Here is a 14,811-nt window from a genome sequence, read left to right on the forward strand (position 1 = left end):
GCTCTAGCGCCCGCCGGGCACCTTCCTGATGCGCCCGGCCGCGGCCTGAGTGATCCGGTCGAACATCACGCCGAGCAGTACGATGGCGAGTCCCGCCGCCAGCCCCTTGCCGTACAGCTCTCCTTGCGAGAAACCGGCCACGACGTCGTAGCCGAGGGCGCCCGCACCGACGAGGCCGCCCACCACAACCATCGACAGCACGTAGATCAGGCCCTGGTTGGTCGCGAGTGTCAGGGCGCCGCGTGACATCGGCAGTTGAACCTTGGTGACGAGCTGCCAGGTGCCGGACCCGGCCGCCGTCGCCGCCTCCACGGTCGTCTCCGGCACGCCCCGCAAGCCGTCCGCGACGATCTTGATCGTCACGGGCGCGGCGTACACGACGGCGGCGACGATCGCCGTGAAGCGGCTCGCGCCGAACAGCGCGAGGAACGGTACGAGATAGACGAAGGGCGGCATGACCTGCGCCGCGTCCAGACTCGGCCGGATGATCCGGTCGGCGAGCGCGCTGCGGCCCATCCACACGCCCACGGTCACGCCGAGCAGCATCACCAGCAGCGTCGCCGCGACGGTCGAGGCGAGCGTGGTCATCGCGTCCTGCCACACGCCGGTGCCGACCAGCAGTCCCACGCAGACCGCCGCCGTGGCGCCGGCGCCCAGACCGCCGAGGACGACGCCCAGGGCCACCAGCACGAAGCCGGTCAGCCACCACGGGGAGTCGGTGAGCAGCGTCTGGAAGGGGTTGAGGAGGGCACTGGTGACCGCGTCGCGGATGCCGTTGGTGGCGCCTGAGAGGTTGTCCTGCGCCCAGGTGGTCACGGTGTCGGCGGCGCTCGCCAGGGAGCGCCCGGCACCGCCGTCGCCGGGGAACTCGGCGGCCCAGACGTAGGTGTGCGACAGCCAGGCGGCGACGGCCGCGGCGACCGCGCCGAGCCCGAGCAGCGGCCGGCGCAGGCGCGGGGAGCGGAGACCGGGACGGTGCCCCTCCCCGGAGCTCCCCCGGTCTTCGGCCGGGGGGACCCCCATCCCGCTCCTCCCCCGGTCTCCGGCCCGGGGGACCCCCGTCCCGCTCTGCTCGGCCGCCGCGGTCGTGAACCGGTCCAGGACGACGGCCAGGACGACGATGGCCAGTCCGGCGTTGAAGGCGGTGCCGACGTCGAGCGACTGCAGGGCCTGGACCACGGTCTTGCCGAGACCGGGGGCGTCGATCAGGGCCGCGATGGTCACCATGGACAGGGCGGCCATGATGGTCTGGTTGACGCCCATCACCACCGTGCGCCGGGACATCGGCAGCAGCACCTTGGTGAGGGTCTGCGCCCTGGTCGAGCCGAGCGACTCCGCCGCCTCCACGGTGGTCCCGGGGACCGAGCGGATGGCGTGCGCGGTGATGCGGACGGCGGGCGGCGCCGCGTAGATCAGGGTGGCGATGGTGGCGGAGGCGGGGCCGATGAGGAAGAAGAGGGTGAGCGGCGCCAGGTAGACGAAGGTCGGCATCGTCTGCATGAAGTCGAGCACGGGGGTCAGGACGCGGTTCACCCTCGGCGACATCCCGGCCCACACTCCCAGCGGGATGCCGATCAGCAGTGCCACCAGCACGGCCGACAGGGTGAGCGCGAGGGTGTCCATGCTCTCCTGCCACAGGCCCTGGAGCCCGAGGAAGGTGAAGCCCGCCACGGCCAGCAGCGCCACGCGCCAGTTGCCCAGCGCCCAGGAGACGTATCCGGCGATCGCGACGACGCCGAGCCAGCCGATCTGCGGCACCGGGCGGCCTTCCGGCGGCTGCGAGATCAGCGTCTGGACGAAGGTCACCAGGTTGTCGATGACCAGCCGGATCTCGTTGAAGAAGTAGAGGAAGAGGGGATTGCTGTTGCGGTCGGCGCCGATCGTGTCGTTGACGCCGTTGAACCAGCGGTGCAGCGAGGTCAGGTCGGCCGCCGCGAGGGCCAGCGTCTGGCGTCCGCGCAGCACGGCGAAGAGCACCAGCCACAGCACGACGATGCCCGCCACCACGGCCCGGCGGCGCACGCGGACGGGGGCGAGCCGTTCACCACCGGAGGCGACGACGGCCATCACGCGCCTCCTTCCCGGCCCGCGACGACCGCGAGGATCTCCTCGTCGCCCACGATGCCCAGGAGCGTGCCGTCCTCGACGACCCGCACCGGCTTCTCGGCGGCGAGCACGGCCCGGGTCGCCTCGCGGACGACGACGTCGGGGCCGAGTTCGGGGCCGTCGAGGGCGTCGTCGGGCTGCGGGTCGCGCATGATCCAGCGCAGGGTGAGCACATCGGCGCGCGGCACGTCCCTGACGAACTCGCGCACGTAGTCGTCGGCGGGGGCGCCGACCAGTTCGTCGCCCGTGCCGCACTGGATCATCCGCCCGTCGCGCATGATGAGGATGCGGTCGCCGAGCTTGAGCGCCTCGGACAGGTCGTGGGTGATGAAGACCATCGTCTTGCCGACCTCGTGGTGGAGGCGGATGACCTCGTTCTGCATGTCGCGGCGGATCAGCGGGTCGAGCGCGGAGAAAGGCTCGTCGAAGAAGAGGACGTCGGGGTCGCCGGCGAGCGCCCGGGCGAGGCCGACGCGCTGCTGCATTCCGCCGGAGAGCTGGTCGGGGTAGGAGTTCTCGTAGCCGGACAGGCCCACCAGCTCGACGACCTCCAGGGCCCGCTTGGTGCGCTCGGCCCGGCCGGTGCCGCGGATCTCCAGGCCGTACGCGACGTTGTCGACGACCCGGCGGTGCGGCAGCAGCCCGAAGTGCTGGAAGACCATGGAGAACTTGTTGCGGCGCAGTTCGCGCAGCCGTCTGGCGTCGGCGGCGCGGATGTCCTCGCCCTCGAAGACGATCTCACCGGCGGTGGGTTCGACCAGCCGGGTCAGACAGCGCACCAGGGTCGACTTGCCCGAGCCGGACAGGCCCATCACGACGAAGACCTCTCCGGGCGACACGTCGAAGTGGACGTCGCGCACGGCCGCGGTGCAGCCGGTGCGCTCCATCAGCTCCCGGCGGCTGAGCCCGCACAGCTCCTGCGACCCCGGCACCTTCTCGGCCTTCGGCCCGAACACCTTCCACAGCCCGCGCACGGAGATGACCGGATTCCGGTCATGTTCCTGGTCCTGGTCCTTGGACGCGCCGCGCCGCTGCGGCACATCGGTCTGTGCTGGGGTCGTCACGGTCGACCTCTCTTCGGCGTTCAGCCGCGGAACCAGTGCTGCGGCCGGGGTTGGATGTTCTGCCAGATGTGCTTGGGCTCGCGGTACTCCTCCAGGCCGGTCGGTCCCAGTTCCCGGCCCACGCCCGAGTGCCCGAAGCCACCCCATTCCGCTTGCGGCACATAGGGGTGGTAGTCGTTGATCCACACGGTGCCGTGGCGCAGCCGGCGGGCGACCCGCTGCGCGCGTCCGGCGTCCTGCGTCCACACGGCCCCGGCGAGGCCGTACTCGGTGTCGTTGGCGATGCGTACGGCGTCGTCCTCGTCGGTGAAGCGCTCGACGGTCAGCACGGGGCCGAAGGACTCCTCGTGGACGACGCGCATGCCCTGGTCGCAGCCGTCGAGGACGGTCGGCGGGTAGTAGAAGCCTCCGGCGAGGGCCGGATCGGCGGGGCGGGCGCCGCCGCAGCGCAGTACGGCGCCCTCGGCGATCCCGGCGGCGACGTAGGCCTCGACCTTGTCCCGGTGGGCGGCGGAGATCAGCGGGCCGGTCTCGGCGGCGGGGTCGAACGGGCCGCCGAGGCGGATGGCCGAGGCGCGCCGGACGACCTCGTCGACGAAGGCGTCGTGCAGCCCGTCCTGGACGATCAGCCGGGCCCCGGCCGAGCAGACCTGCCCGGAGTGCAGGAAGACGGCCGTGAGCGCGAAGTCCACGGCCGTCTCGAAGTCGGCGTCGGCGAAGACCACGTTGGGGTTCTTGCCGCCGAGTTCGAGGGCGACCTTCTTCACGGTCCGGGCCGCCGCGGCCATGACGCGTCTGCCGGTCTCCAGGCCGCCGGTGAAGGAGACCATGTCGACGCCGGGGTGCTCGCTGAGCGGTGCGCCGGCCTCGGGGCCGGCGCCGAGGACGAGGTTGGCGGCCCCGGCAGGGAGTCCGGCCTCCTCCAGCGCCCGCATCAGCAGGACGGAGGTGGACGGGGTCAGCTCGCTGGGCTTCAGGACGATCGTGTTGCCCGCGACGAGGGCGGGCGCGACCTTCCAGGAGGCCTGCAGCAGTGGGTAGTTCCACGGGGTGATCAGTGCGCAGACGCCGACCGGTTCGTACACGACGCGGCTGACGGCGTCGTCGCGGCCGGTGTCGATGACGCGGCCGGCGGAGGTCCCGGCGAGGCCGCCGTAGTGGCGCAGGCAGGAGACGACGTCGGCGATGTCGTACTCGCTCTCCACGAGCCGCTTGCCGGTGTCGAGGGATTCGGCGCGGGCGAAGTCCTTGGCGTCCCGCTCGACGATGTCCGCGGTGCGCAGCAGGAGGGCGCCCCGCTCGCGTTCCGGGGTGCGGGGCCACGGACCGTGGTCGAAGGCGGCGCGGGCGGCGGCGACGGCGGCCTCGGCGTCGGCGCGGGTCGCCTCGGGGACCGTCGCGACGAGCGTGCCGTCGGCGGGGCAGCGGATCTCCCGGCGGCCCCCGGCCGCCGCTTCGCGCCACTCTCCGTCCAGATACAGGTCTGCCACGCGCGGAGCCCTCGCTTCGTTGCACATAGCGCATCGAATTGCTTGTGGTGGAACACCCTGTCCGAACGGCCACCGGCCGTCAAGGGGTTGCACGACTTGTACGGCACATCGTGACCGGGGAGGGCGCACGCCGTCCGGCGTCCGCGCCACGGGGCGCCACCTGGTGGTAAATCGCTTGTAACAGGGGCCTCGACGAGGTCACTTGGCGATCACTGGGCGGTGGCGTCGCGGTGCCGGTAGTACTGCGCCTTGGACGGCGGCAGCGGTTCACGGCCCAGGATCAGGTCGGCGGCCTTCTCCGCGATCATCATCACGGGTGCGTAGATGTTGCCGTTGGTGACGTAGGGCATCACCGACGCGTCGACGACGCGCAGTCCCTCCACACCGTGCACCCGCATGCTCTCCGGGTCGACGACCGCCATCGCGTCGGTGCCCATCCTGCAGGTGCAGGAGGGGTGCAGGGCCGTCTCGCCCTCCTTGGCGACCCAGGCCAGGATCTCCTCGTCGGTCTCCACGGAGGGGCCGGGCGAGATCTCGCCGCCGTTGTAGGGGGCGAGCGCGGGCCGGCTCAGGATGGTGCGGGCGACGCGAATCGCCTCGACCCACTCGCGGCGGTCCTGCTCGGTGGAGAGGTAGTTGAATCGCAGCGCGGGCTTCTCCCGAGGGTCCTTGCTCCTGATCTTCACCGAGCCGAGGGCGTCGGAGTACATGGGCCCCACGTGCACCTGGTAGCCGTGCCCGCCGGCCGGGGCGGAGCCGTCGTAGCGCACCGCGATGGGCAGGAAGTGGAACATCAGGTTGGGGTAGTCCACCTCCTCGTTGCTGCGGGCGAAGCCGCCGGCCTCGAAGTGGTTGGTGGCGGCGGGCCCTCTGCGGAAGAGCCACTGCAGGCCGATGAAGGGGTAGCGCCACTTGGCCAGGTACGGCTGCATCGACACGGGCTGCGTACAGGCGTACTGGACGTAGACCTCCAGGTGGTCCTGGAGGTTCTCGCCGACCCCGGGCAGGTCGTGGACGATGTCGACGCCGAGCGCGGACAGCTCCTGCGCGTTGCCGACGCCCGACAGCTGCAGCAACTGCGGGGAGTTGACGGCGCCGCCGCAGAGGACGACCTCACGGGCGCGCACCTGGACGGGAACCCCCTTGCGGCGCTCGTACTCCACGCCTACGGCGCGCTTGCCCTCGAACAGCACACGGGTGACCAGGGCCCGGGTCCGCACGGTCAGATTGGGGCGGTTGCGCACGGGCTTGAGGTAGGCCTTGGCGGCGGAGAGCCGACGGCCGCGGTGGACGTTGCGGTCGAAGGCCGCGAAGCCCTCCTGGCGGTAGCCGTTGACATCGTCGGTGAGCGGGTAGCCCGCCTCCTGCACCGCCTTCAGGAAGGCCGGGAACAGCGGGCCGGCGGCGGGCCCGCGCTCCAGGACGAGCGGCCCGTCGTGGCCGCGGAACTCGTCGTCGGGACCCGCGGCGAGGCAGTTCTCCATGCGCTGGAAGTACGGCAGGCAGTGGGCGTAGTCCCAGTGCTCCATGCCGGGGTCCTTGGCCCAGCGCTCGTAGTCCATGGGGTTGCCGCGCTGGAAGATCATGCCGTTGATGCTGCTGGAGCCGCCGAGCACCTTGCCGCGGGCGTGGTAGATGCGGCGGCCGCCCATGTGGGGCTCGGGCTCGGACTCGTAGCCCCAGTCGTAGAAGCGGCTGCCGATCGGGAAGGTGAGCGCCGCCGGCATGTGGATGAAGACGTCCCAGGGGTAGTCGGGACGTCCGGCCTCCAGCACCAGGACGCGGGTGCCGGGATCGGCGGAGAGCCGGTTGGCGAGGGCACTGCCGGCGGAGCCCCCGCCGACGATGACGAAGTCGTACTCAAGGGCAGCCATGTCAGCCTCGTCTCACTCGTCGTCTCACTCGTCCCGATCGCCACCATCGTCACGATCGCGCCGTCGACAGGTCGACTGGCGCAGCATGCTAGTACGGGTGCCGCTATGCGCACCAGGTTGCGAACCGCGCAACTTGGTTTCCGGGGATTCAGTCTCGTTCCTCCCCCGCACTCCGTCCGGGGGACCCCCCGCGCAGTTGTATACCGCGCGTATAGTTTCGCTGTGAGCAACTTCAGTGCAGATACCGAAACGAATGGTTCGCAGCCGGGTGGCGTTCAGTCCGTCGACCGGGCCATCAGCGTGCTGGAGATCCTGGCCCGGCGCGGCGAGGCCGGTGTGAGCGAGGTCGCCGCCGAGATCGAGGTCCACAAGTCGACGGCGTTTCGGCTGCTGGGCGCGCTGGAGGCGCGCGGCCTGGTGGAGCAGGCGGGCGAGCGCGGCAAGTACCGGCTCGGCTTCGGCATCGTACGGCTCGCGGGCGCGGTCACCGGCCGCATCGACATCACGCAGCAGGGGCGGCCGGTGTGCGAGCGGCTCGCCGAGGAGATCGGCGAGACCGTCAACATCGCCGTGATGGAGAAGCACTTCGCGATCAACCTCTACCAGGTGCGCGGACCGGCCGCGGTCACCGCGCACAACTGGGTCGGTCAGCTCACCCCGTTGCACGCCACCTCCAGCGGCAAGATCCTGCTCGCCCACCTCCCGGCCGCGCGGCGCGCCGAACTCCTCACGGACGCGGGCCTGGAGAAGCTCACCCCGCACACCCTGACCTCGCGGACGAAACTGGAGAAGAACCTCGCCGAGGCCAGGGAGCGCGGCTACGCCTGGACGCTGGAGGAACTGGAGATCGGCCTGCACGCGATGGCCGCCCCCATCTGCTCCCGGGACGGCGAGGTCATCGCCGCCGTCAGCGCGTCCGGCCCCTCGTACCGCTTCACCGAGGAGCGCATGCACGAACTCGGGCCGGTGCTGGTCGCCGGGGCCGCCGAGATCAGCCACCGCATGGGCTACCTGGGCTGAACCGTGCCGAGGCGCCCGTGCACCCAGTCGTGGAAGCCGCCGATGTGGTGCTCGCTGGGGACCAGGACCCCGCCCTTGGCGTAGAGCCGGGAACTCATGGCGGGCTGGCAGCGCTCGCAGGCGTCGAAGTCCTGGCGGTTGACCCGGTCGAAGAGCTCGACCGAGCGGCTGACGTCCTTGCCGGCGGCGACGACCTCCTCCAGGTAGAGCCAGTCGCACTCGACGACCGTGCGGTCGACGGCGACCGGGTACATGCGGTGGAAGATCACATGGTCGGGCACGAGGTTGACGAAGACCTGCGGCTTGATGGTGACGGCGTAGTAGCGCCGGTCCTGGTCCGCCGAGACGCCGGGTATCCGGTCCAGGCCCGCCGAGCCGTCGACGGTGAAACCCTCGATGCCGGTGCCGAACTCGGCGCCGTGGCCGACGTAGTACTGCGCGGCGTAGCCGTCGGCGAACTCCGGTAGCACCTCGGTCAGTTCGGGGTGGATCGTGGCGCAGTGGTAGCACTCCATGAAGTTCTCGACGATGAGCTTCCAGTTGGCCCTGACGTCGTAGACGATCCGCCGGCCGACCCGGAGGTTCTCGATGCCGTAGCGCTCGATGGACGCCACGTCCCCGAGCCGGGTGACCACCTCGCCGATCACCTGCTCCTCGAAGGAGGGCGGGTCCTCGGCGAGGCAGACCCATACGTAGCCCAGCCATTCGCGCACGTGGACGCCGACGAGCCCGTACTCGGTGCGGCCGACGTCGGGCATCTTGGTCAGGTTGGGGGCGGCGACGAGCCTGCCGTTCAGGTCGTACGTCCAGGCGTGGTACGGGCATTGGAAGGCGCGCTTGACCTCGCCGCTCGCCTCGGTGCTCAGCCGGGCGCCGCGGTGCCGGCACACGTTGAAGAACGCGCGCACCGCGTGGTCGCGCGACCGGGTGACGAGGATGCTCTCGCGGCCGACGTCCACCGTCCGGAAGGCACCCGGCGCGTCGAGCTCCGAGGAGCGGGCGACGCAGAACCACATCGCCTCGAAGATGCGCTCCTGCTCCAGGGCGAAGATCCCGGGATCGGTGTAGGAGGAGCCGGGGAGGGTGGCGATGAGGCTGTCCGGCAGGCCGGTCGGGGTCACGGGGGCACTCCTTGCGGACGATGTTGTGTAATGAGCAACGGAGTGTGCAATGCGCAACTGCAGCATGTGGGGCGGGTCCGGCGCTGTCAAGACGTCGCGGCGGCCAGCTGCTTGCGCCAGCGGGTGAACAGCCGGGGCTGGTTCATCCCCAGCACCGCGACGGGCACCCCGGCCCTGCGGTAGACGGCGAGGACGTTGCGCTCGTCCGGCGCGCCCTCCTCGACGGTGACGCTGTCGGCCCCAGCGGCGTGGCCCGCGAACTGGATGCGCACGCCGTACTGGTCGGACCAGAAGTACGGCGGCCTGGGCGCCCGTTGCTCCGTCGCGCCGCCGGACAGCAGTGCGGCCACCGCGGCGGCGGGGCGCTCCAGGGCACCCGTCCAGTGCTCAACGCGGCGGTGCGCGGCGGTCGCCGGGTCGAACCAGGCGGCGCAGTCGCCGACGGCGACGACGCCCGGCAGACCCGTCCGGCCGTCCGCACCGCAGAGGACGCCGTCGCCGAGGGCGAGTCCCGAGTCCGCCAGCCAGTCCACGCACGGACGCGCGCCGACGCCGACGACCACGGTGTCCGCGGGCAGCCGGCGGCCGTCCGCCAGGACCACGGCCGCCACCCGGCCGTCGCCGCCCGCCTCGGCCCCCTGTACGCCGGTGCCGCACAACAGCCGTACGCCGTGGTCGGCGTGGAGGCGGGACACGACCCCGCCCATCACCTCGCCGAGCGGCCCCGACAAAGGGGTGGGCGCCGCCTCGACCACGGTCACGTCGATGCCGAGCGCGTACGCCGTCGAGGCGACCTCGGCCCCGATGAAGCCGCCGCCGATGACGACGAGCCTGCCGCCCCGCGCGAGATCGGCCCGCAGCGCGCGGGCGTCGTCCAGCGTCCGCAGGGTGTGCACCCCGGCGAGGCGGGACATGCCGGGGAGCGTGCGGGCCGCGGATCCGGTGGCGATGACGACGCCGTCCGCGGTGACCGAGCGGCCGTCCGCGAGCCGGATCCCCCGTGTGCCGGGGTCGAGCGCCACGGCCCGCGTACCCAGCAGCCATTCGGCGCCCAGGTCCTCGCCGTCCGCCTCCAGCGTCAGCGCCTCCTCCCCGGTCTCGCCGGCGAGGAACTCCTTGGACAGCGGCGGCCGGTCGTACGGCCGGTGCGGCTCCTCACCCACGACCACCAGCCTGCCGTCGTGACCCCGGGCGCGCAGCGCCCGCGCCGCCGACAGCCCGGCCAGCGAGGCGCCGACCACGACGACCGCTCTCACGCGGCTCCCCCGGCGAGCCGCGTGGCCACGCACGGCGGGAGGTTGGGCGGGGCCGTCGACAGGCGCACATGGATCATGCCGTCCTCGACCACGACCTCGTGCGTCCGCACGGGCCGCTTGGCCGGAGGCGCGTCCACCGCGCCCGTCCGCAGGTCGAACTTCGAGGCGTGCAGCGGGCACTCCACCTCGCGCCCCTCCAGCCAGCCGTCCGCGAGCGACGCGTCCTGGTGGGTGCAGGTGTCGTCGACGGCGTAGAGCTCGCCCTCCTCGGTGTGGAACACCGCGACGGGCGGGTCGGTTTCGAGCCGGAAGGCCTCGCCTCGCGGGAGATCCGCGAGCCGGCACACGGGAATCATCATGACACCTCGGTGCGTATAGCGAAACGGATTGCGATTGACGCAACATCAGTGTGGAGGCGCCCCCAACCCCTGTCAAGGCATCGCCCGGACAGCCGGAAGTGGACGCCCGACGCCCGGTCATGTGCCGTCCGCGCCGGGCGCGATGGCGCCGGTCCGCCCGGCTCGGCTCGCATCGCCGTCGTACCCGGTCGACCGCTGCGGGCGGCCCGCGCCGAGGGGGCTTCGGCGTACGGCAGCCGGAGGGACGCGGGGCCCGGCCGACGGCCAGGACCAACGAGGCCCGGTGGGAGGCCGGTTGCCCCTCCGGTACCTGTCGCGGCAGCGCTTGCGGGGCGATGCCCGGGGCGGCCCAGCCGCCCCGGCAAGCGCGGCGTGGGGAACCGCTGCCGTCACGCTCGCGCGCACGCGGTGGCCGTCCGGCCATCGCGCCCCGCCGTGCCCGGCGCCCGAGCCGACCGGAACCGGCCGCGGCGGACGACGGACGCCCCCGCGCCGGGCTCCGGGCCCCCGCCCCGGCCCGGGGCGACGCGGCGCCGGGAGCCGGAACCGGCCCGCCCGGCGGGACGCAGACCCCGCACGTCCGCACCCCGTGTCCCGCGCCGAAGGGCGCCATGGCGCCCCGCGCACCCCGCGGACCTGCGGTCCGCAGGGACTTGTTCCGGTCACGGGGGTTGTCCGGGTTCAGCTGAATGACATAATCCGTTCCTCTTCTGTGTGACAACGGCCGGGATCCGGCCCGGAGGAAGTGACACACGGCATGAACGTGACCGTTTCGGCTCAGCAACCCCGCGTGCTGGTCGTGGAGGACGAGGCGAGCATCGCCTCGATGCTCGCGATGGCGCTGCAGTTCCTGGGCTTCGACGTGGTCACGGCCGGGACCGGCGAGGAGGCGGTGACGGCGGCCGCCGAGCACGCGCCCGACGTGATCCTGCTGGACGTGGGGCTGCCCGACCTCGACGGCTTCGAGGTGTGCCGCAGGCTCCGCGCCGCCCGGGTGGGCGCCCCCGTCCTCTTCCTCACGGCACGCGACGCGGTGGAGGACAAGATCCGGGGCCTGGCGCTGGGCGGGGACGACTACGTCACCAAGCCCTTCGACATCAACGAGGTCGCGGCCCGTGTGAACGCGCTGCTGCGCCGGGGCCGGGCCCCCGAGCCCGCCGGGCGGCGGCTGCGGGCGGGCTGGGTCGAGCTGGACGCGGACACCCACGAGGTGTGGCGGCACGGCCGCCCGGTGCAGGTCTCGGCCACCGAGTTCGCCCTGCTGCGCTTCCTCCTGGAGAACCCGGACCGGGTGGTGTCCAAGGGGCAGATCCTCGACGCCGTGTGGAGCTGCGGCTTCCAGGGCGAGTCCGGGATCGTGGAGACGTACATCTATTACCTGCGCCGGAAACTCGGCGACACCGACCAGTCGCTCATCCGTACGGTGCGGGGGGCCGGGTACCTGGTCAGGGCGGCGCAGGCCGCCGATTCGCGTTCACGCTGACGGTGTCGGCGCACGGCGCTATGTTTGCCTTCGGAGGAAGAGCCGACGAGAAGAGGGCATGATCCCGAACGATGCCGCCGCCCAGGAGCCGGAAGCGCCGCTCGAGCAGCCGGGAGCGGACCGGCTGCGCCTGCTCCGGTCCTCGGGCGACGACCAGGGCGAGCGCGAGGCGCTGCGACTGGGGCTCCAGCAGGCCGTGGCGGCGCTCAACGCGCTGGGCGGTCTGGTCCATCTGCGCGGACAGGAGGCCCGGGGCGGCGTCCCGCTGCGCCTGGCCGCGCGCAGCGGTCTGCCCCGGCACCTGACCCGCGCCTGGCTTTTCCTCCCCCCGCACGACGGCACCGCCCCGGGCCTTGCGACGACCGGTGGCGACCCGGTGTGGCTGCCCACGACGGGGTCCACCCCGGGGCCGCTGCCCGGCGGGACCGGGCTCGCCGCCGTCCCGCTCCCCGGCCCGGAGGGTCCGCTGGGCGCGCTCTCGGTCGTGACCGCGGAGGCCGAGCCGCCCACGGCCGCCCAGTGGGGGCTGCTCCGGGAGATCGCGGCCTGGGTGTCGGAGCGGCTGGGGCGGACGGCGGCCGTCGCATCGCGTGAGCGCTGGCGGCTGGCGGAGGGCGGCACGGGTTCCCGGCTCCGCGAGACCCCTTCCGACGTGGGCATCGGCACCTGGGAATGGAACGTCCGCACCGGCGAGGCGTACCTCGACGAGACGGCGCGCACCGTGTTCGGGATGTCCCCGCAGATGTACGACGGGCGGTTGGAGACCTGGGTGGAGCTGGTCCACCCCGAGGACCTGCCCTGGGTGATCGCCGACGCCGAGGACGCCGCCCGGGCCGCCGGGGGCTTCGCCTGGGAGTACCGGGTCCGCCGGCCCGACGGGAGTTTCCGCTGGGTGCAGGCCCGTGGCCGCAGCGTGCTCGGCGAGGACGGCAAGGCGGCCCGGCTGGCCGGCGTGCTGTGGGACAGCACGGAGACCCGGGTCGCGATGGACGCCGTCGGCCGGGCCCTGCGCCACATGAGCGACGGCTTCCTGGCCATCGACGACGACGGCCGCATAGCCTTCGCCAACCCGCAGGCCGAACGGCTGCTGGGCGCGCGGCGGCCGCTGGTCGGGGACATCCTGTGGGACCTCACCGGCGTGCGGGACTCGGAGCTGGAGGCGCACTGCCGCCGGGCGGCCAAGGGCGGCTCACCGGTCAGCGGGGACATCGAGTGGGACGGCGGAACGCGCCGGTACCACCTGCGGGTCATGCCCGTGCCCGGCGGCCTGACCGTCTACCTGACCGATGTCACCGAGCACTGGCTCGCGGAGGAGGCCCGCGCCGAGGCCGCGCGGGCGGCCGCCGACCGCGCCGCGCACATCAAGCGGCTCACCACGGCGCTCGCCGAGGCCGTCACCGTCAAGGACGTCGTCGCGGCGGCGGCGGACCGCGTGCTGCCGCTCTTCGACGCCACCGGTCTGATCATCCAGACGCTGGAGGGCGACCTCCTGCGTGTCGCCGGCTCGGTCGGCTATCCCCCCGGTCTGATGGAACGGCTCAGCCGGACCCGTCTCGCCGAGGACAGCCCCAGCGCCGACGCCATCCGGGAGCGCGTACCCCGCTACATCACCTCCGCCAGGGACTTCCGCACCCGGTATCCGGCCCGGATCCACTTCCAGGAGTGGTCCCAGAAGCACGCCTGGGCCTTCCTGCCGCTGATCGTCTCCGGGGAGGCCGTCGGCTCGTGCGTGGTCTCCTTCTCCGAGCCCCGCCCGTTCAGCGAGGAGGAGCGCACCCTGCTGACCGCGCTCAGCGGGCTGGTCGCGCAGGCCCTGGAACGCGCCCGGCTGTACGACGCCGAGCACGGCCGCGCGCAGGAGCTGCAGCGCGGCCTGCTGCCGCAGGAGCTGCCCGAACTGCCCGCGGTCACCGCCGCCGCCCGCTATCTGCCCGCCGTCGAGGGGACGACGGTCGGCGGGGACTGGTACGACGTCATCCCGCTCTCCGCCGACCGGGTCGCGCTCGTCATCGGCGACGTGATGGGACACGGGATCTCCGAGGCCGTGACGATGGGGCGGCTGCGCACCGCGGTGCACACGCTGGCCGGTCTCGAACTGCCCCCCGACGAGCTGCTCGCGCACCTCAACGACCTGGTCAGCGACCTCGGTGACGACTTCTACGCCACCTGCCTGTACGCCGTGTACGACCCCACGACCCGTACCTGCGTCTTCTCCCGGGCCGGGCATCCGCCGCCGGCGCTCGTGCTGCCCGACGGCACCGTCCACTTCGCCGGGCAGTCGCCGGACCCGCCGCTGGGCGCCGCCACACCGCCGTTCGCGACCGTGGAGCTGGAGATCCCCGAGGGCAGTCTGCTGGTGCTCTACACGGACGGCCTCGTCGAGTCCTCCCGCCGTGACATCGACACCGGACTGGCCGGGCTGGCCAAGGCCCTCACCGGGGCGCTCGCCGCGGCACCCGCGGGGCCGCCGGACGACCGGCCGGGCGAGGTCGGGCGCCTGGGCGGGCTCTGCGACGAGGTCGCCACGGCGCTCGACCCCCACCAGGAGCACGCCGGGGACGACGCGGCCCTGCTGATCGCCCGCACGCACTCCCTCGCGCCGGGGGACGTGGTGTCCTGGGCGCTGCCCGAGGACCCGCTCGCCGCGGGCCAGGCCCGGGAGCACATACGGCGGCAGCTGGACGCGTGGGGGCTCGACGAGCTGGTCATGACGACGGAGCTGATCGCGAGCGAGCTGGTCGGCAATGTGGTCCGGCACGCCCGGGGACCCATCGGCCTGCGGCTGATCCGCAGCCGTACGCTCGTCTGCGAGGTGTCGGACGGCAGCCTCAGCACCCCGCGCATCCGGCACGCCGGGGACACCGACGAGGGCGGCCGCGGGCTGCAGCTGGTCGCCGCGCTGTGCCAGCGCTGGGGCACGCGCTATGTCCCCGGGGGCAAGTGCATCTGGACCGAGCAGGCGGTCCCGGAGCCGTTGTGACGGCGGGCGATCCCCAGCGCCAACTCTGATCGCGCTTTGATGTGACTCTGATGCTCCG

10 protein-coding genes are annotated in these 14,811 nt (G+C 72.7%); 3 read left to right on the plus strand and 7 right to left on the minus strand.

All coding sequences use genetic code 11. The features are described 5' to 3' along the window. Positions 1 to 3 precede the first annotated feature (3 nt). From ACWDAS_RS12370 to betA, 4 genes are all read right to left on the minus strand, one after another. On the minus strand, positions 4 to 2,067 hold the full coding sequence (locus ACWDAS_RS12370) for an ABC transporter permease (protein ID WP_450388992.1): 2,064 nt from the start codon (positions 2,065 to 2,067) through the stop codon (positions 4 to 6). After that, positions 2,067 to 3,170: a quaternary amine ABC transporter ATP-binding protein gene (locus ACWDAS_RS12375; protein ID WP_450388993.1), complete on the minus strand. Its 1,104-nt coding sequence runs from the start codon at positions 3,168 to 3,170 to the stop codon at positions 2,067 to 2,069. Before ACWDAS_RS12375 ends, ACWDAS_RS12370 begins: the two co-directional genes overlap by 1 nt. A 20-nt stretch (positions 3,171 to 3,190) precedes the next feature. Next, positions 3,191 to 4,660 (minus strand): aldehyde dehydrogenase family protein, encoded by a 1,470-nt coding sequence (locus ACWDAS_RS12380; protein WP_450388995.1) that lies wholly within the window; start codon positions 4,658 to 4,660, stop codon positions 3,191 to 3,193. Between the two features lie 209 nt (positions 4,661 to 4,869). Continuing rightward, positions 4,870 to 6,534, minus strand: a complete 1,665-nt coding sequence (gene betA, locus ACWDAS_RS12385; RefSeq protein WP_450388997.1) for a choline dehydrogenase — start codon at positions 6,532 to 6,534, stop codon at positions 4,870 to 4,872. 222 nt (positions 6,535 to 6,756) lie between these two features. Between betA and ACWDAS_RS12390 the strand changes: the two genes are divergently transcribed. Beyond that, the gene (locus ACWDAS_RS12390) at positions 6,757 to 7,554 is read left to right on the plus strand and encodes an IclR family transcriptional regulator (RefSeq protein ID WP_450388999.1); all 798 of its coding nucleotides are present in this window, start codon (positions 6,757 to 6,759) and stop codon (positions 7,552 to 7,554) included. On the opposite strand, the gene ACWDAS_RS12395 is transcribed toward ACWDAS_RS12390, so the two are convergent. From ACWDAS_RS12395 to ACWDAS_RS12405, 3 genes are all read right to left on the minus strand, one after another. Next, the gene (locus tag ACWDAS_RS12395; RefSeq protein ID WP_450389001.1) at positions 7,542 to 8,675 is read right to left on the minus strand and encodes an aromatic ring-hydroxylating oxygenase subunit alpha; all 1,134 of its coding nucleotides are present in this window, start codon (positions 8,673 to 8,675) and stop codon (positions 7,542 to 7,544) included. The genes ACWDAS_RS12390 and ACWDAS_RS12395 overlap by 13 nt on opposite strands. An 86-nt stretch (positions 8,676 to 8,761) precedes the next feature. Further along, positions 8,762 to 9,931, minus strand: coding sequence for an NAD(P)/FAD-dependent oxidoreductase (locus ACWDAS_RS12400; RefSeq protein WP_450389003.1), 1,170 nt, complete (start codon positions 9,929 to 9,931; stop codon positions 8,762 to 8,764). Continuing rightward, a complete protein-coding gene (locus ACWDAS_RS12405) occupies positions 9,928 to 10,290 on the minus strand; it encodes a bifunctional 3-phenylpropionate/cinnamic acid dioxygenase ferredoxin subunit (RefSeq protein WP_450389004.1) in 363 nt (120 codons plus the stop codon). Before ACWDAS_RS12405 ends, ACWDAS_RS12400 begins: the two co-directional genes overlap by 4 nt. Before the next feature lie 757 nt (positions 10,291 to 11,047). Between ACWDAS_RS12405 and ACWDAS_RS12410 the strand changes: the two genes are divergently transcribed. Continuing rightward, on the plus strand, positions 11,048 to 11,773 hold the full coding sequence (locus ACWDAS_RS12410) for a response regulator transcription factor (RefSeq protein WP_450389005.1): 726 nt from the start codon (positions 11,048 to 11,050) through the stop codon (positions 11,771 to 11,773). Between the two features lie 58 nt (positions 11,774 to 11,831). Then, on the plus strand, positions 11,832 to 14,753 hold the full coding sequence (locus ACWDAS_RS12415; protein ID WP_450389007.1) for a SpoIIE family protein phosphatase: 2,922 nt from the start codon (positions 11,832 to 11,834) through the stop codon (positions 14,751 to 14,753). Positions 14,754 to 14,811 lie beyond the last annotated feature (58 nt).

The organism is Streptomyces sp. NPDC001070, assembly GCF_053598835.1.

What these genes read in the sequence shown, in the direction of transcription:
- ACWDAS_RS12370 (WP_450388992.1), bottom strand. Translation starts at nt 2,067, where the DNA reads ATGGCCGTCGTCGCCTCCGGTGGTGAACGGCTCGCCCCCGTCCGCGTG.
- betA (WP_450388997.1), bottom strand. Translation starts at nt 6,534, where the DNA reads ATGGCTGCCCTTGAGTACGACTTCGTCATCGTCGGCGGGGGCTCCGCC.
- ACWDAS_RS12405 (WP_450389004.1), bottom strand. Translation starts at nt 10,290, where the DNA reads ATGATGATTCCCGTGTGCCGGCTCGCGGATCTCCCGCGAGGCGAGGCC.
- ACWDAS_RS12410 (WP_450389005.1), top strand. Translation starts at nt 11,048, where the DNA reads ATGAACGTGACCGTTTCGGCTCAGCAACCCCGCGTGCTGGTCGTGGAG.
- ACWDAS_RS12415 (WP_450389007.1), top strand. Translation starts at nt 11,832, where the DNA reads ATGATCCCGAACGATGCCGCCGCCCAGGAGCCGGAAGCGCCGCTCGAG.